The 17,976-nt window shown below is 39.1% G+C and carries 11 protein-coding genes; 1 reads left to right on the forward strand and 10 read right to left on the reverse strand.

Going from position 1 to position 17,976, the window contains the following annotated elements; all coding sequences use genetic code 11:
• Position 1: 1 nt before the first annotated feature.
• Complete coding sequence (locus KZZ04_RS01490) at positions 2-1,000, forward strand: D-Ala-D-Ala carboxypeptidase family metallohydrolase (protein ID WP_219421559.1); 999 nt, start codon at positions 2-4, stop codon at positions 998-1,000.
• 58 nt (positions 1,001-1,058) lie between these two features.
• On the opposite strand, the gene pelG is transcribed toward KZZ04_RS01490, so the two are convergent.
• The 10 genes from pelG to KZZ04_RS01540 all read right to left on the reverse strand — a co-directional run bounded on the left by pelG (position 1,059) and on the right by KZZ04_RS01540 (position 17,936).
• A complete protein-coding gene (pelG, locus tag KZZ04_RS01495) occupies positions 1,059-2,423 on the reverse strand; it encodes an exopolysaccharide Pel transporter PelG (RefSeq protein WP_219421561.1) in 1,365 nt (454 codons plus the stop codon).
• On the reverse strand, positions 2,411-3,928 hold the full coding sequence (gene pelF, locus KZZ04_RS01500; protein WP_058403008.1) for a GT4 family glycosyltransferase PelF: 1,518 nt from the start codon (positions 3,926-3,928) through the stop codon (positions 2,411-2,413). Before pelF ends, pelG begins: the two co-directional genes overlap by 13 nt.
• Positions 3,921-4,904 (reverse strand): lipopolysaccharide assembly protein LapB, encoded by a 984-nt coding sequence (locus KZZ04_RS01505; protein WP_219421563.1) that lies wholly within the window; start codon positions 4,902-4,904, stop codon positions 3,921-3,923. Before KZZ04_RS01505 ends, pelF begins: the two co-directional genes overlap by 8 nt.
• Positions 4,897-6,198 (reverse strand): PelD GGDEF domain-containing protein, encoded by a 1,302-nt coding sequence (locus KZZ04_RS21360; RefSeq protein ID WP_138528844.1) that lies wholly within the window; start codon positions 6,196-6,198, stop codon positions 4,897-4,899. The genes KZZ04_RS01505 and KZZ04_RS21360 overlap by 8 nt, the downstream gene beginning before the upstream one ends.
• On the reverse strand, positions 6,195-6,710 hold the full coding sequence (locus KZZ04_RS01515) for a hypothetical protein (RefSeq protein WP_058403005.1): 516 nt from the start codon (positions 6,708-6,710) through the stop codon (positions 6,195-6,197). Before KZZ04_RS01515 ends, KZZ04_RS21360 begins: the two co-directional genes overlap by 4 nt.
• A gap of 14 nt (positions 6,711-6,724) precedes the next feature.
• On the reverse strand, positions 6,725-10,006 hold the full coding sequence (locus KZZ04_RS01520) for a tetratricopeptide repeat protein (RefSeq protein WP_219421565.1): 3,282 nt from the start codon (positions 10,004-10,006) through the stop codon (positions 6,725-6,727).
• On the reverse strand, positions 10,006-12,717 hold the full coding sequence (locus tag KZZ04_RS01525; protein WP_219421567.1) for an endo alpha-1,4 polygalactosaminidase: 2,712 nt from the start codon (positions 12,715-12,717) through the stop codon (positions 10,006-10,008). The genes KZZ04_RS01520 and KZZ04_RS01525 overlap by 1 nt, the downstream gene beginning before the upstream one ends.
• A 337-nt stretch (positions 12,718-13,054) precedes the next feature.
• Entirely contained in the window at positions 13,055-14,044 is a 990-nt protein-coding gene (locus KZZ04_RS01530) for a sensor domain-containing diguanylate cyclase (RefSeq protein ID WP_219421569.1), read from the reverse strand.
• Positions 14,045-14,284: 240 nt separating this feature from the next.
• On the reverse strand, positions 14,285-14,668 hold the full coding sequence (locus tag KZZ04_RS01535; RefSeq protein WP_219421571.1) for a DP-EP family protein: 384 nt from the start codon (positions 14,666-14,668) through the stop codon (positions 14,285-14,287).
• A gap of 16 nt (positions 14,669-14,684) precedes the next feature.
• On the reverse strand, positions 14,685-17,936 hold the full coding sequence (locus KZZ04_RS01540) for a winged helix-turn-helix domain-containing protein (protein ID WP_219421572.1): 3,252 nt from the start codon (positions 17,934-17,936) through the stop codon (positions 14,685-14,687).
• Positions 17,937-17,976 lie beyond the last annotated feature (40 nt).

Here is a 17,976-nt window from a genome sequence, read left to right on the forward strand (position 1 = left end):
TATGAAATTAATCGGTTTTTTATTAATCAGTATGTTGGCTACTCTGCTTAGTACGCATTTATCTGCCTCTCAGCCTGATAAAACGGCTCATCAGGTTGTTGATATACAAAACAGGCCTGCTTTTGAGGACGCAGAATTTAGTTTAAAAATTAACGATATTGTCATGCCATACTCGCTTTTTTCGGTGTTTGTAATGCCCAATGAGCAGGTTGAATTTGAAGTGCTCTATGCACAATCAACTGACGCCTACACATTAATTAGCGATGAAAAGTCCATGCTAACTGATACTAATCGTTGGCAATGGCAGGCCCCGGATACTCCCGGTTTAACATCGGTAAAAATTGAATCGCCAAATAAAAAACAACGTATGACCATAAATGTGTTTGTAAAAGTACCTGCCGATAAAGTAGAGGGGGGTAAGTTAAAATATTACCAAATAGGGCACTACCCGAAGCCATCGCAAATTAAAGATTCAAAACATTATATTGTGCCTGATGGGTTTGTTGAAGTGACACCTGAGAATGAAAGTACCAAATTATCGCCTCACTTTTCTTTAAAAGAATTTGTGAGTAAGCAAAAAAGTAATCATCCCAAGTATCTCTTTTTGCAAAGCAAACTGCTGCTTAAGCTAGAAATAATTCGTAAGGAACTAATTTTAGAAGGTATTCCAGTTAGTAACATGGTGGTGATGAGTGGTTACCGAACACCTTATTACAATAGAGCCATTGGGAATGTGAAACTAAGCCGTCATGTGTTTGGAGACGCTGCGGATATTTTTATCGATAACGACGGAAATTATCGTATGGATGATATAAATAAAGATGCCAAATATACTATTGAAGACGCGAAAATGATGGCCAACGTCGTAGAGTCGTTAGCCAGACGTGAATCATTCAAAGGTTTATTGGGCGGGTTAGGAGTTTATGGCCCTAAAGCGCACCGAGGGGCATTTATTCATGTAGATACACGTGGCTTTAAAGCCCGCTGGGTAAGTAAATAAAGTTTACACCTGATGAATAAGGAATATATTGACGCCTTTTTATCAGGTGTAAGTGTCTTTATTGCAACATAAACGTTTCGTATTCTAGGTCTTCAAACTGCTTTGATAGCCAAAACAAGCCAACTACAGAGGTAATTATTGTAGAGAGAGCAAACCCGTAGCCATAAAACTGTGGCCCAAGTGCAATAGATAAATACGTAAGCACAATGTTTAATGCTAAAAATAGGCCCGAGAGCACTAACACAGTAAAGCGCTTATCAAGATAGAACAATATATTGAGAATAGATAAAAATATTACCTGCACGCCTACGCCCACTACATCAATAAAAAGGAGTGTTCTATAGTTAGGATCAATGCCAATATAGGTAAGGATTTGCTCGCCCCATAATAATAAACACGCAACGGTAATGCCTTGAATTTTAAATATGTCGTACAAGCCGCCTCGCGCTGTCGTGATCATGTTATCTTTTAAAAAGTATATCTCTTCGAGTGAGGAGCCCCCCCTAATTGCAGAATAAAAATGGTCATATTGCTCTACAAAGTCGGTTTCCATTCTTACTAAAAATACAGCCATCCCGGGGATAATCGATAAATAAGCCAGAAATATGGGAAGATCGTAAATTGGGCTAGCCCTCAGGGGACCTATGATATGAATAGATGTGCTTGGTGAAAACCAAAACAAAATTTTGTCAGCCCACACGCCAATATTGTAAAATAACCCGCAAAAAAACAGCATGTAATAGACTTTTTTTCGACTAAGAAAGTCAAAGCTGATTAGCTTATTGCCTGGATAGCGGCGAATAATCATGAATAAAAAACTAAAAAACAGCAGCGCTTCACCAGCAAAAAAAGCAAAAAATAGTCCATCTAGCTGCCAATCTCGTAGTAAAAATGCGAGTAGTACCATGAACGCGTAGCCGCTGAGCATGGTAATTAATATAAGGCGGTACTCCTTCATACCCGATAAAAATATAGCACCTAGCCATTGATTACATAGGCTAACAAAACCACCTAAAATAATAATTTTAGTTACAACGGGTAAAGGCAAAAATGGCCACACAGCAAACCCAACCAGTAATGCACCTATCGTCGTAATAAGTTGCGCACCAAGTAAATTGGGTAATACCGAGTCATCATCTTTTGTAAAAAATAAATCAGCAACAAACCGCGTAAGCATTAGCTGTAAGCCGCCAGTTAATATTAACGAGGCCGCCATCATGTAAGTGATAAGCGTTAAAAACTGAATAATCAGTAATTTAGGTAGTACAATCCCAAGGCTTAAAATACCAATCAGCATCAGTGCAATAATTGATAATAACCAAGGGCCCGAGCCAATGAGACCTGCGTAGCTATAGGCTTCAAAAACAGAGAGGAGGGTATTTTTTTTGAGAATTTTCCGTATCTCAAAACCTATTCCGGCCATGACATTGTATCCTTATACAGCTTGTTGTATCGGGCAAACATGTGGCTTTCGTCATAAAACGTTTTTACACGTTTTAAACCACTGGTTTGATACTCATGCCATTTTTCATTGTTCTTTAGTATGTTTGCTATTTGTAATGCAGTTTCGCTAGGAGATGCAATTGAGACGACTTCACCAGCTTTACCCAGTGCTTTGTCTTGCTCTGTTGAACCTTCAATAATTTCTCGGCATGAACCCACATCACTGGCCAGTGCAGGAACGCCTGCTGCCATTGCTTCTAGTAATACTAAGGGTTGCGCTTCAGAAATAGATGTTAAAGCAACAAGGCCTAATTTAGGGAGTATTTCGGCAATATTTTGCATACCTAAAAATTTAACATGGTGTTCTAAATCAAGGCTTCCCACCAATAATTGACACTCCTTGTAGTATTTAGGGTCTTCTTCAAAAGGGCCTATGATCCACCCCTCTATTGTGGGCATGCTTGATTGCACTTCTTTGATGGCACGAATAAAGGTTTTAATATCTTTTATTGGTACTACGCGGCCAATTAATCCGACGGTTAATGGAATAGTTTTAGAACGTGCAGCTAGTGCTTTGGCATAATGAGCGGTTTTAATACCGTTAGGTACGACTAACGCACGCTCCTCACAGGCTCCATCTTTAATTTGGCGTTGCCTATTGCCTTCGTAAAGTGAAATGATTTTATCGGCTTGGTGATAACTTGTGCGGCCTACTTGTTCAAAGAAAGTGATCCACATTCGGCGAATAAAGCCCATTTCGGTATTTAAATTTTTACCTAAAATTGCTTCAGACTCTTTTATCCAATCGGCTTGAATTAAGTCTATTTTTCGCTCTTTTGTATAAATACCATGCTCAGTTAAGAGGTAAGGCGTGTTATTAATTACACTTGCACCAGCACCTAAAAAACCGGCATAACCTGTCGAAATAGAGTGTATGAGTTTAACTTTTGGTAATTGGCGGGCAATATCTGCAATTTTAAATAAAGGTTTATACAAGTTACGATACGACCAAAAAAAATCAATAAAAGATGATTCGTCGCAAAATGTTAAATAGTAATCTGCTAATACTTGCCAAGATGACTCACTATATAAAAAATCAGCCTCGTTTATGCCATTTTTTTGCCCAAGTTGTTCAAATGCAAATTTAAGTAATTCAGTAGGAATAGGCTCTTTTGAGTCCCTAAAGTAACGTTGTAGTTGCTGCCAAAATTCAAATAACTCTTTTTTATATTTAACGCCGTGCTTTGCTTTTATATCAGTATTATTTTGCTCTACTAAATAGTGAACATGCAATTTTGTGACATTTTTTGGAAGTGTATATTTAATGTCGCCATAATGCTCAGAAGCACCGCCTAAAAAAATAAGCTCAAAGTTATAATGAGGTAGCCCTTCAATAATTTGATGAACCCAACTTGATACGCCCCCACGCACATAGGGATAAGTACCTTCTAACAATAATAATATATCAGCATTGGGTTTAGGCATTCCAATACTCCTGTAATTGGCGAAGCTCACTTCCTTTAGGTTGTTCAGGTAGCTCACTTAAGTAGCGTTTACAGTCATCATATTTATTCATACAAAAGGCAACTTCGGCTTTGTAGGGTAAAACATGGCGACGCGCCATACCTAATTCAGTTGCTTGTACAAGAAAATCAAGCGCATGTTCGTAATGACCCAGCGCTAAATAAACACGCCCTAAAAATACATAATTAGCTGGTTTTTGCGCGTACTCAATACTTTGTAAACTGAGCGCTTCAGCTTTTTCTAATACATATGTTTTTAGAGCGCCTTGTGCAAGCCCTAAATAACTAAGCTCCCAATACACTTGGGCTAATTGTTGCTGTAAATTACTCAGCTCAGGTTGTTTTGTGGTGCTGGCTATTTGTTGCTGATAAACACTAATTTTTTCGTTTAATTTTGTTTCTTTAGCGTCAAGTGTTGAGTAAGCCAGTAAGCGTATATCGTCTTCTAAATCTTTGAGGGCTAGTTTTAAAATTGGGATTGCTTGGCTGTCGCGCATGTGCCGAGCAGCCATTACCGCGGTTAAGCGTTTATTGGGCTCTGTTGCATACTTTAAAATAGCTTTTACGCCACCAATTGAATAAGTAGGGTTTATTGAAATATCGCGAACTTCAAAGGGGAGCTCTGGAATTTCATGTTCTATTATTTCAGTATCGTCATTTTTAAGTGGCTTACATAGCGCGAACGTAAGCGCCAGCACGACACCTAAAAGACCAAAAACAGGTAGGCTAAACAGTAACAAGAAGAATAATAGCGAGCCATTTATAAGCGTTGTTTTATATTTTTTAGGAATAAAAACGTAGCTTACAAAGGTAAAAAGTATGCTTGCAATGCAATGCAGTAAAATAACAATAAGCCAGTTTGGTGTGTCTAGAATCTCTCGCAGTGCAAAATATTCACATAAAAATGCAACTAAGGCGGCTATCACTACTTTAATCATGCAGGGTTACCAGTTTAGATAATTCATCCTTATTGACCGGAAATGCGACTTCTTTCTCAATAATAATATCGAGTTCTGTTAAGGTTTTACCGGTACGCTCTTTACACCAGCTGTTCATTCGCATTACAAAACCGTCTTTTTCAAGTTCATCGGCAAGCGGCATCAGGATTAATAAAACTTGTTTTTCATTATCGTATAAATAAATGTCTAACCCTCGGCGAGCCTCGGTTAAATACTCCATTAGCCTTCGAGATTCATCGTTAATACTTAGCGCGTTTACCTTTAAAAAGTATGAAGGTATTTTATAACGCTTTGCTTCCTTGTTTGCGTGTTTAACTTGGCGCTTAAAGTAGGGCGACTCTTCACGTGTCATTATTGGGTTAGTGATTTCGTGACGCAATAAATCACCAATGTGTCCGGCCATGACTGCAAGTAAAGTAAGGGTGTTTTCTTTGAGAGCAAAAAACTTCACTTTTTCAACTAAAATAGCCCCATAAATTGTGTCGTTAACATCAATCAATGGAATGGCAATATGATACTTGCTATCACCCGATGAAGCTTTTGGGTTTTTAAGTGACACCAGTTCTTTTTCGTCAAACATGGCAGCTATTAACGGGTCTGAATTAGATGGCTCGCTCATTTTACCTATAGAAGCTAGTGCAGGCTCTCGTATTTTATTGTTTTCTACTTTATACAAGCCTGCTTTTTCAATCGAACCATATTCTATAAATAAATTTAAAATAACCTCTGCGGCACTGTCTAAGCGCCTTTCTTTTAACTTTCCAATTGATTCGCGTACGGCTTGTAATGACTCACGTAAACTAAGCGTATGTCCAGCAAGCATTTGTTCAATGCGGTCATGTGATGAGCTAATTAAATGATATTGGCGCGTAAATTTTTCAAGTCGATCAGATACATATGCAAGTTGAATACTTTGCTGTTGATTAGTGCGCTCCCATACATCTCTAAATTCACCTGCCACCATAACCACAATAATGTAGCCAATCATAGCGTTAATATTAAACTCACTTTGAGGGTCTAATATAGTGCTTTGTATTAGCAATAATTGCCCTACGAGTAAGGTTAAAATACTAATAAAACCTTTTGAGAACCCATAGCGAAGAGCCACAAGTAGCGGTCCTAATACCGGCCAAGAAAACCCTCCTTGCGTCCAATAGGGATCCTCAGCGTTAAATAGAACAGGCAGCCCTAAAGCTAAAGCGGTAAAAAAACATACCTCAGCCCATATCTGTAGCTCAGGAACGTCTCTTGGGCGTAAGAAATGTGTTTTCACTCACTAACCTCAATGTAAGACACTAAATCGGCAATGACATCTTGCGCCGTTGCTGCAATGCTATCGCGTCCCCAACCGCTCTTTGCAATGGTGCCGGTCCAAATTGGTGTTGTTTCCCCGTTTTTTGTAAGCGATAAAGTAAGTGCAACCACAGGCTCTCCATCAAGACCTGCTTTATAACGCCATTCTTCAATACTGCCACTAAGTACATAGTCAGCTTGTTGAGTATTGAGCCATTGCATTGCATTGTTTAAACGGTATTGATCGTCTAAAGGTGGGAGGTCTTTACTGCTATTTCTTGGCGCACGAAGTAACTTAGGTAGCTTATTTTGTTGCCAAATACTCGCTAAAATATCTTCAGCGCGTTCACCTGCCAGTGGTGTTTGTGCATGATTAACAAGCGGTAATAAAGCCACGGTTGTTGATGGGCTAATTTCGATGTCATCAGCAATTCGGCTTGTTGTACAAGCTGATAAGAGCAAAACTAAACTAAGTAAAACTAAGCGAAACATATTCTCTCCTAACATTAAAAATGTATGTAATATCCTAATTGTAACTGTGTATCTGAGTTACCGACTTTATTGCTACTTTGGTAACCGAGCTGTAATTTAAATAAATCATCACCAAGGACAGACCACCCGGCGCCACTAGAAGCAGACACATCTATTGTATCGTTTAGTGTTTGATAGCCTGTACTTATGTCAAATAGCCAAGACGGGCTGGCACCCAAGTATGGGGGCGTTAATGAGCCTGTTGATGCAAATGAAGTACCTAGGGCAAAGCGCCTAAACGGCTCAATAACTATTCGTCTGGGTCTTCTGTCTGTATTAATCGCAGTATTTACTCGTTCAAAGTCTTGCCATTGCGCACTAAAGTAGGCGTTCCAAATAGGGCGATCTTTTAAAATACTGTATTGGTAGCGTGCGTTATACTCTTGTCCATTAACGAGTGTGCTGTTGTTGTCTCTACGCGTGAACGACATAGCAGCTGCTGATAGCTGCACGCTTTGTCTGTTATCAATATTATAATTTATATAAGCCGTGGCTTTATTAAGTTGCGCATAGCTGAGTAACACTTCAGATTGGCGGTTTTCGGCGTTGTAGTGCAAGTTTACGCCAACTTGAGTACGCGCATCCCACTGATAACGAGAATCTAAACTCAAGCCTTGTCGGCTAACAATATCGCCCTGATGCGTATCAACTTTTGCATTTAAAGCCCACCTGCCAAACGTCATGGTATTTTCTATTGCGAATAGCAGTCCGTTATTCCCAAGGTTTTGCTGATCGCTAAGGCTAAGTTTCCACTGGCCTTTTGCATAAGGGAAATACACATTTATGTCGTATTGCGTACTATTGAGCCCAGCTTGCGGTGATAGGTTTACTTCAAATGCGCGAAAATAAGCTGTCCGCGCGTTTCTTAAAAAGCCTAGTTGAGCTTCGTTTGGTTCGTTAATTAGCTCTTCATACCAACGTTGCATAGTTGCATAAGGTTGATTTAGGTATAAAAGCGCGCTTAATTGATCGTTTTCGCTAAGCGTATTTGTGTCAACTAATTGTTTAATTTTACTAAATTCACCTTGGGTCATGTACAACTGGAGTGTTTGCCAAGGCTCAAGTTTTTGCGCCGCACGGCGCGATAACCACCAATTTGCTTGTGCCGTGCCTATGGTTTCAGGGGCTAACTCATCGAGTGTGTTTAGCTGCATTAAATGAGGCATAGCCATAGCGCCAGCCCAGCGAAACATGAGTCCTCGGTATGCGTATTTATCTTTCGGTAAATGCTGAAGAAGATAATGATTAAGCTCTGTGGCGTTAGCGTAATAGCCAAGTTGTCTCATTACATCGGCTAAATTTACTAATGTGGTTAAGTCACTGGGCTCAGCTATCGCTAGTTTTCGTAGGTAAAAATAAGCACTGTTATATGACTTTTCATAAATTGATAAACTCGCCAAAAGCTGACCCCACGCATACGTTGGGTCGTTGTCTGCATAGTTATTTAAAATGCGTGAAATCATAATACTGTCATGCATTTGCAGTGCTAACCAGCCTTGTGTAAGCACCACATCGGGGCTGTATTCGCTCAGTTTTGCGGCGCGGTTAAGTGTTGTATAAGCTGAATTCAAATCGCTTTGATTTTGATACCAGTTAGAAATAATTAACCAAGCAGGGTAGAGCGCCTTGTTGTAGCGTTGCTTGTTTAGTTCATTGTGGATTCGTTCAACGGCGTTTGAATCGTTTATTTGCGTACTTAAGCTAGCAATGTCAATTAGCTGACTTTCGCTTAGTGAAGGTTGCTGCCACAAATACGTCAATAATTCATGTGGGTTGCCTTCAAATCTAAGTTGCTGGTACTGCAATAAATCGCCTTCGCCTAATTTACCCAGTGCTTTGAGTTGCTCAAGGGCATAAAGCTGTTCTTTTTTATTTTTTACCCTGAGCGCCATGTCAACACGGGCACTCCAAAACTCGTCATCGGTACTTTGCTGCTTTTGCTTTAAAATAGTTAGTGCCGTGTTAAAGTCATTTTTTAACCAAAACGCGCGAGCTAGCCACATTAAATCTTCTTCGTTTTTGGGACCCTGATAAATAGGCCACAAATTACGTAAACCGTTTAAGTTACCTGTGTCATGTAATACTTTTGCTTTCCAATATTGCGATAAAACGCTTTTACCGTTTATGCTTTCAAAACGCTCTATGTGTCTGAGCTCTTGTTTGGCATCGCCAATAAATTCGTTGGTTTGCATCCATTTAGTAAAGCCATTGCCTATTAGTTGCCTATTTTTAGCTTTATAAGCGTAAATGTCGTTAGCGTCTTGGTACAAGTATAAAGCCGTTGCATCGTTAATACTGTCTGTAAGCATTGATGCGGTAACAGCTTTATTTATCATTAACCATTTAAATTCTTTAAGTGCTTCTTTTGGCTTATTAAGCCAGCGCTTTACTTTCCAGTTAAGTAAATGAAGCTCTTTATCGTTAGGCTTTTGTTTTAGTAGTTTTGAAAGCAATATTTCAGCGCCATTAGCATCGCCATTAGCTAAGTGAAGCTGCATTGACTGTGTTAAGTATTTAATATTATTAGGTTCTTCGCGCAGCACTTTTGTAGCTGCAATAATTGCATCTTCTTTATTGCTTGCTAAGTCAGCGAGATAAAGTGTGCGCTTTATATTTGATTGATCCCCATATTGCTTCCACCACGCATAAGCTTGCACCGCTTCGTTTGCCCCGAGAGCGGTTTCAATGGCTTTTTCAGCTATTGTTGCGCTCATGTTATTTTTGTAAAGCAGCAGCGCTTTTGCAGGCTCGCCTGCGGTTAGCCAATAATCAGCGGCAATTAACGGCTTTTTGTGTGTTTGATAATAATGTGCAAGCTTAACATTCAAACCGAGTGCCTTAGCGATGCTAAGAACGTCTTCGTTCCATGGTTTATAGGCACTAACCTTTAATGAAAGCTCTTCAAATCGATCATCTTCATTGGCACCACTTGCAAGCCATAATGAGTAAAGTAACTTTATTTCAAGTTCTGTTTTACGCCGACTTTTTGTTAGTCTTTCTAGCTCATTAGTTGCGTTTGAATATTCACTCAATGCAATATGCAGTTCAACTAATTTAGCGCGCAGTTTTTCATTGTTTGGGTCAGTATTAAGTGCAGCGTGTAAGTATGACTTTTCGAATGTGTAGTCTTGTGAAAGTGCATCGTCTTCAAAAAATAAGGTGTGCGGAAATAGCGCATACAACGAAAAACAGCTAACAGCGAGTATTGTTAAAATTGTTTTTATAGAAACTAAATGAGGGCGCTTTTTGGTATTCATTACTTAGCAACCCCTGTGCAGTTTAAATAACCAAAAAAATCACCTGCAGGCAGTTTAAAGTGGGTTATTTTTCCACGAGTGATACCTTTATACCTTTTTCCCATGTGAGATATAAATTGGCATGAGCGGGCATTCACTAAATCAAGTGTTGCAGGTATCCACGCTTTAAAACTAACCGCGCCATTTACTTGCCATGTATCTATTACTACATTGGCAGAAGCTAAATAAGGGGCATTATCTTTTTGGCTGTGGTCAAAACTAATACGCGAGATACCCTCAATAGTGTGTACGTAGTTGCCTTGTTGCGTTACTCCTAGCAGCCCATCGCTTTGTGATATGTTTGCAATATCAAAGTCGCTGGGTATGCGAAGGGTGCGAATATTTTTAGAACTAAACAACCAGTCGCCTTTACTATTTTTAGCTAAAGCAGAAAAGTAAAAATCTTTCGCAATTTTTGCATAGTGGCTTAAGTACACCGGTGTATTAGGTCTTTGTAATACATAGTCAATATTATGCTTTAGGGCGTCAAGCCCTGCAGGAACTTCGCCAGAATAAAAATGATAGTAAATAGTATAGGGCTTTAACCTGTATGGCTTTTCGGTTATTTCAAAGGTTTCTGTTAGTCGCTTAAATCCGTAATACGGACCATGCCATAAATTAGTGTATACATTTTCGTTCAGTATTGGCGCGTAAATTTGATACAGTAAATCACCCTCAGGGCGCGCAATCGGCGATATATGTGAAAGGCTAGGGTTATCACTATTTACATCAGTATTGCCGCCATTTACGTTTAGTACACCAGCATTACGCGCTATTTTTAATGCGTCTGGACCAGGTGTAGCATCGCCCGACCACAACATAAGTACTGTTTTTTTTCCTTTAGGTACTAGCCTTTCGTTAATGTAATTAATGGTGCCGGTAATTTCTTTTTCTAAGCTAATTGTGTCATAGCCAGGTACATCTAAATGAAACCCATAGTCTGTATCTTCTTCGTCAATCTCTTTTCGGCCCGAAAGCGCGGTCCAAAAGTAAGGGTGGCTATAAGTATGCGAAGCCACTTCTACATAGGGAAGTTCAAAAATACTGCGCGCAATTTTTTCTAGTTTATTACTGTGTTTAGCATGAATTCCTCCAGGCTCAATATCAGCCTGAATAATGGAAGATGTTATGGGAAGTTTATAAGGTTTAATAATGTCATCGCGAATGACCTCTGCGGCATAAGGACTTCCTTCAAAGTGTGCAATGCTGGTAAAGCCATCACCATCTATATGCATAGTAAGCATTCGTCTGCCACTTTCGGTCGTTGTATCGGGTGCTAGTATAGCGGGTAATCCCATTGCTTTTGTAAGCAGTGTAAGTGGGTCAACAACCCAGTTACTGCCTTCCATTGGTAGCGTATCAATTAACCATGGGGCGACAATAACTGCACCATATTTGGTTTTGGCACTTTGTACAATTGTGCTGCCATCAGTTGCTGTTATATCAATAAGGGTGGTGGCTTCTGGCGCTAATTTTAATAAATAAGGTTTGGTAATGGCAGGCGAAGAACCTGACTCACCTTCTAACCATGGTACTAAATAGTTAAGTTTATAAGGGCTAGGGGGGGAGCTGTTCAGCGTTTGCACGCCTAATGCTGCTAATAATTTAGCTGATTGTGGTAGCTCACCAACAATTAATTGAGGCACAACGCCTAAGTTGCTCTCAAGCCAGTTTATAACCGTCGCAGAGTAGAAGCCGGCCATGTTGGTCCACGAAATAATTCCAGCATGTAAACTTGGGTCAACTAATGGCAGATCTCGCTTGGCCATATCAATATAGTCAGGAATATAACCTAGATACTCAATAAGAGTAGCCAGCTTTAAGTGAACCGTTGAATAAATAAGAGGTTTTAAGTCACTATTGTACGGAATAAGCACACGCCTAGGTACGGGGCTAATAGCTGATGTTCCCCAGGTTTGTAAATGCCCATCGGTGACCCAAGCATTAAACCCTGAAGCAATAATTTTTTCAGCCATTACAAGACGTTTATCAGGTTTTGCATAATCAATAACTTGAACGTTAAAACCTAAACTTTGCGCTTTTTTAAGTTGGGCAGTTAACCAAGCTTGATCGCTCTCGGTGGTAAATTTGTAGCTATTATCAAGCGGATTAAAATGGCTAAATAACCCCTCAGCGACTAAATCGGTTGCAAGGTTTTGTAGGCTAGGAAGTAACTCAAAGCCACGATTGAGCACTAATTGCTTGTTAAATACTAAAGAAAGATCTTTTATTATTGAAACTAATCCAGCCTGCTGCGCTGATTTAACGTAGCGTGCGTTGTCTAATAATTGATAGCTATCAAGGGTGTCTAAAAACAACCCACTAAAGCCACGTTTTTTTAACGTAACAGCCGAGCTATTTAATTGTTGTTGCCATTGCGTTGAAGTTAAATCGGAAATATAGCTATTCCAATTTGGGTTTGTGGTGAGTGAATAATCACTTTCATTATATGATTCGCCAATGCTCAAATAAGCATAAACTGAAATGTTACGTTCTTTAAACCAATTTAATTCGTGCTCAGTCACTAACTCAGGTTGCACAACAACGCGCGAGTAAAAAGTCATTTCGGCTAGGGGCATTGGGGCTGAGTAGTAAAATGCGATGCTGTTATTAACGGGTTTTGCTAGTAACTGCGCTGATACTAAAAGCAAAAGCCATAAAATATATTTCATTAATGATTCGTTATATTAATTTTAAACTATTGCTCAAAGGAAGGCGTTCCGAGGCTGTTCTAGTTATTTTGTATTAATTATTAAGTATTATTATATGTTAACAAAAATAAAAGGTCTATCATGTTGTTTTAAATTCATACTAACTTAACTTGTTATTTAGGCTGTCTTATTATTGCAAGTTTATGAATTTAAATAAATAAAACCGTTAATAAAGGCTTGGGTTTTAAACGGAATTTGTAAAGAAATGTAAATATTTATTGTCGGTTATGGATAAATTTAAAAGCCACTTCACTTATAAAATGGCTTTTATAAAGTTCATTGTTTTAAATAGTAATCATTACCTGATACAAATCATGTTTCTTCCTTCCGACTTAGCTCTATACAAAGCGGTATCGGCCGCACACATTAATGCTTCAGATGTTCTATATTGGTTATTGTATTCACACGCTAAGCCTTGGCTAACGCTAATTTTAACGTTGTCAGGTAGGCCTATTTCTCTAAAATTTAAATTTAAAATTCTATCTTGGATACGCTTGGCTATCATTTCAGCGTTCGAAATATGAGAGCGTGGTAATATCACGGCAAACTCTTCTCCACCGTATCGGGCAACTAAGCTGTCTTTTGACGGTAGGCATTCTTCAATTGTTTTTGCTACTTTTTGTAAACACTTGTCACCTTTTACATGCCCAAAGTTATCGTTAAATAGTTTAAAATAATCAATATCAATCAATATAAAACTTAATGGCTGCTTGTTCATTAGGCATGTTTGCCAATCTTTGTGGATTGTTTTTTCTAGCGTGCCACGATTTGCAATACCCGTTAGGTGATCGAGCTTTGAAAGTGTTTCGAGTACTTTATACTTTTTTATATGTTTAGAAATGTCATGCATGATGCAAATAAATAAAGGAGTATTATTGGTTGTGGCTGGTGGAATGCACGAAACCGAAAGTTCTACATCTAAAAAGTTACCATTGGCTTTAATTATTTTTACTTCTTTGGGGCCATGATTAAGGGGGGTTTGATAATTGCTTTTCCAACTTTCAAACATGTATTCATAATCGTCACGGTATTGCTCTTGTAAAAAATGCTGCCACTTTTTACCAATTAGTATATCTGAAGGAACATTAAAAAACCGTGCAGCTACCGGGTTTACCGATTCAAACACACCGTGTGCATTTACAATAAAAATAGCATCGGCCATCACATTAGTAACATTAATAATCGCGCTTATTTTTTCATTGTTAACGGTATTAGAAATGCTGCTCATTAATGCAGATACAGCGTTGTCGGTGTTATTTGCTCTGCTGTTTTCATTATTGTTAGACATGGTGTTGCTCATTTTTATTGTTAATGAAACTTGATGTCTAGCAGTTTATTCAATTTATGGTTTTTAAACCTTTCGGTAACCTTCTGGTTTAACTTATTGATTTTTATTTGCTTGTTTTCTTTTTTAGGTGCTAATAGTTTGGCTTCTTAGTTTTCAGAGTAGTTGGGAAGGTGCCTAAAGTATCAAATGTTGCACAGGAATAAACCAGCCCTGTGCAATTTAGTAATTAAACGTTGTTAATTACTTTTCTTCTTTATTTTCAATTTGTGGATCGGCACTTTTATACGCTTTGCCATTGCACTCAACGTTAAATACTAAACAGGCAGTACCTGGGTTTTCATCGGTATCGATAATAGTAATTGTGCGGCCGTTATCGCTTACTTTAAAGCTAAAGTCTTGGGCGCAAGGCGTTTCTTTATCTACATCAGTAATAGTAGCGCCGGTGAATAAAAAGCCTTTAGCAAGTGTGGCTTCATCTAAACTATAAATGCCCGCGGTTTCGGTTCTTACAACTCCGCCGCCTGTCACTTCTTTACCATCTATAGAGTATGTAAAGTTAGCCTCGTCGTCACTGCCCAGTACAATGTTAACTGTAAAGTGAATTTGTTCTTGAGTGTTATTCATATTATTTCCTTTGTATTCATAGTTTAAAGTCAGTAATACCAAGCTTTACTAGGCTTGCTTTTATTTTTGGGATTTCGTTAGCTCGGTTTAAGCAGGTGTAAGCCTGTACTAGCGGGTACGTAATGCGAACACTTTGATTTGTTTCTGCTGTTTTAGCAATGGCTTGAAGCGCATTTAAGCAAAATTGTTCTCGCTGCTTGCTGGTTGAAGTTAACTTAGCTTTAAGTAAATTTATTCGTGTGGGCGCTAAATTATCGCCACTTGCTATTAGATTGCCTCTATGCTGTTTATAGTTTTTATCACTTTCAAGTGCCGTCAATAACTCCTGTGCTTTAAGCGGTGACTGTTTATCAATAAAGTACTGTATAAGGCTCAATTGTGTATTAACAGTAAGGTTATTTATAAAGCCTTGATCTTTCATAAATTTGATAATTTTGGTAATTCGCTTATCAACTTTTTTATTAGGTGAAAGCACTAACTGGTGGGCCAAAAAACGATAATAAGAATGTTGAATTTCTTTACTTTTTGGATCTTGCAATCGTGCGCTATTAACTGTTTTTGTAGCTTGCTGTGCTTTTTTGTAGGCTAGCTTTTTATTAGATAAATAGCTTAATAGATAGCTTTGTTGAATATAAGTATAAGCTAAACTGCTTGCTAAACTTGCATCATCTGGGTATTCAATTAATAAACTTTTTAACTCATTAGAAGCATTTGTATACATGGTTAATGCTGCGTTAAAATCACCCAATCTTTCTTCTGTTTTAGCAAGCCAGCTGATGGTGTCGGCTTTATCGCGTAATAGGTTTTTATTATTGGGTTTAAGCTCAAGCGCTTCATTTTTAAGGGCGAGCGACTCTGCAAAGCGCTGTTTAGCGCCAGTGTAGTTAAATCGCTGTAAATATAAAGACCCCAGCGAATTGTGTGAATATGATAACTCCATAATGGCATTAAAATCATTCGGTGCTAATGAATACATTTTTTTACTGTAGATATGATATTTTTTTAAGAAAGGCTCAGTGGCTGCGTAATCGCTTTTATCGTAATGAAGCTGGCCGAGCCAAAAAGCATTGACACCGGCAAGCGCTAGTAACTCTAAGTTGCTTGGCTGAATTTTTAATAATGCTTCAAGGCGAATGCGGGCGTTTTCAAAGGCGGTGAAGGCCTCAATGGTTTTCCCGCGGGAATAGGCCACTTCCCCCATGGCTTCCAGAGTTTGTGCGAACTGAAAGCGACTTTTAAACTCGGCTTGTTGACTGCTAAAGTTAAATAGCGAGCTTGGCTCCTCGACTTGATTGGTAAAATACTCAAGTGCTTTATTACTAATGCCATCAAGTAAGTCCATACGCTTTACGCTGCGTAATTTATCGGCAAAATCACCTACCATAAACCCTAGTAAGCTTTCGGCCTCTTGGCGTTTCTGCTGTGCAAGTTGCAGCGCTTGGAAGCTGGTAACACTCATAAATAAGGCAACACAGGTAAGTAAACAAAGCAGAGCGACGGTGCCACGTTTCAGGGTGGCTTTTGTCTTACTATGCTTAAGAGAGCTGGTTATAAGGGCGTGTTCGTCATCGCCTAGTTCGAATGTGTTGTCGTTTAATAAGGTAACGGCCTCTTGCAGCGGTTTTCCTGTCGCAAGGAGGTAAGCATTACTTTTGCCTTCATCTATCCAATTTTGTGCTTGGTGTTGTAAACGGCTTTTTATTGCTAATGCATCTTTGTGATCGCTTATCCACTGTTTTGCGCGCGGCCATTGACGCAATAATGCTTCGTGCGCAAGGCTAAAACAGGCTTCGCCATTTTGTAAGTGCGATACAAATAAGCGGCTATCGACCATGGCTTGTACAAGTTCTATTTGGCTGGTGTTGGTTAACGCTTGCAAGCGGGCTGCGCGGCTAGTAATAGTTTTACCATCAGGGTTTAGCGTTATTAATTGTGATAACACGCTTTTTAGTTGCAGTTGTTGTTTGTTGCTAAGGCCAATAAATACATCTTCTGCCTTTTTGCCTATGGCGCCCTCAATACCGCCAAGTTTTTTATACACACTGTGTAACAACTCATTATTATCACTGCGCTGTAAATACAGCTCTTGCAGTGTGTATTGCAGCATGGGCAGTGCATCTGGATTATTGGCGGTATCGGCGCAAAGTATTTCATCAAGAGGTGTTTGGGTTTGCGGGTCATGTGAAAACGTTAAATTAGCGGTTAACGCTGGCAAGCGAATAATTTGTTGCAGTTCATGGCGATTTGGCGGGGTTAAATCGTAATGCGCGCCATGAGCCTTGCCCACCATAAGACTTGGTTGCTCAACCACTAAAGGGTAAAAATCGTTTCTGCACGCACTAAATACAATCACCGCTTTAGACGTTGCTAAGCGCTCAATAACTGATAAAAATTGGCTACGTGTTTCATCATCAAACAAAGGTGATGAAAGAAGTACTTCTAAGCGATCTATGAACAAAAATAATTGCGGTTTGTTAAGTGTTGGTACTGATTGATTTAGTGCATTAGTTAAAGTATGGATAACATTATTGGTGTTCTGCGTTAATTGCTGGGCAAGTGTCTCGGCACTCAAACCATCAAAGACAGGCTGGTTATTTATATCCCAATCAAGCATGGCTGACGCTAAATCTAAATAAAGCCGACTGTGGTCAATATCTGCGAAATCTAGTTGAGTATACGAAACCACACCAATCCCATTGTAGCCGCGTTTATCAAGCAATTTAGGCAAAATGCCCGCGTTCACTAAGGATGATTTACCTGTACCACTTGGGCCTAAAATTAAGCAAAAAGCGCGACCAAAATGCACTTGGCTAGCCACTCTTTCCAATAAAGTGGCAATAGCCTGATTTCGGCCAAAAAACAGGTGGTTATCGGTTGTATTATAAGCGCTTAATCCTAAAAAGGGCGATCCACCTTGCCAGCTTGTTACTTTGGGGGCTTCTTCACTTAAAGGAAAGTCTAACTTTGCAATAATACGGTAGCCACGTTTTCTTATTGTTTCTATGTATTGTGGTGCACTTGCTTTATCGCCAAGAGCTTTGCGCAACTGTGTAATTATTTTATGTAGCGGGTTATCGCCTACTTCAATATTTTTCCAACAGTGGTTAAGTAGTTCGTCACTGCTAACAAGCTCCCCTTTTTTTAAGCATAAATAGATTAAAACATCCATGGCTTTTGGTTCTAGCTGCTTGTTTTTACCAGCATGTTGAATGCTGTTTGATAGGGGGCTTACCTGCCAATCGCCTAAATAAAATGGGCTGAGGTTCATAGTGACTCATTATTGTTTTTGTGGTTCTAAAAATGTATCG

Source organism: Pseudoalteromonas sp. CR1, from assembly GCF_019392235.1.
GTDB lineage: Bacteria > Pseudomonadota > Gammaproteobacteria > Enterobacterales > Alteromonadaceae > Pseudoalteromonas.

What these genes read in the sequence shown, in the direction of transcription:
- KZZ04_RS01490 (WP_219421559.1), top strand. Translation starts at nt 2, where the DNA reads ATGAAATTAATCGGTTTTTTATTAATCAGTATGTTGGCTACTCTGCTT.
- pelG (WP_219421561.1), bottom strand. Translation starts at nt 2,423, where the DNA reads ATGGCCGGAATAGGTTTTGAGATACGGAAAATTCTCAAAAAAAATACC.
- pelF (WP_058403008.1), bottom strand. Translation starts at nt 3,928, where the DNA reads ATGCCTAAACCCAATGCTGATATATTATTATTGTTAGAAGGTACTTAT.
- KZZ04_RS01505 (WP_219421563.1), bottom strand. Translation starts at nt 4,904, where the DNA reads ATGATTAAAGTAGTGATAGCCGCCTTAGTTGCATTTTTATGTGAATAT.
- KZZ04_RS01515 (WP_058403005.1), bottom strand. Translation starts at nt 6,710, where the DNA reads ATGTTTCGCTTAGTTTTACTTAGTTTAGTTTTGCTCTTATCAGCTTGT.
- KZZ04_RS01520 (WP_219421565.1), bottom strand. Translation starts at nt 10,006, where the DNA reads ATGAATACCAAAAAGCGCCCTCATTTAGTTTCTATAAAAACAATTTTA.
- KZZ04_RS01525 (WP_219421567.1), bottom strand. Translation starts at nt 12,717, where the DNA reads ATGAAATATATTTTATGGCTTTTGCTTTTAGTATCAGCGCAGTTACTA.
- KZZ04_RS01530 (WP_219421569.1), bottom strand. Translation starts at nt 14,044, where the DNA reads ATGTCTAACAATAATGAAAACAGCAGAGCAAATAACACCGACAACGCT.
- KZZ04_RS01535 (WP_219421571.1), bottom strand. Translation starts at nt 14,668, where the DNA reads ATGAATAACACTCAAGAACAAATTCACTTTACAGTTAACATTGTACTG.
- KZZ04_RS01540 (WP_219421572.1), bottom strand. Translation starts at nt 17,936, where the DNA reads ATGAACCTCAGCCCATTTTATTTAGGCGATTGGCAGGTAAGCCCCCTA.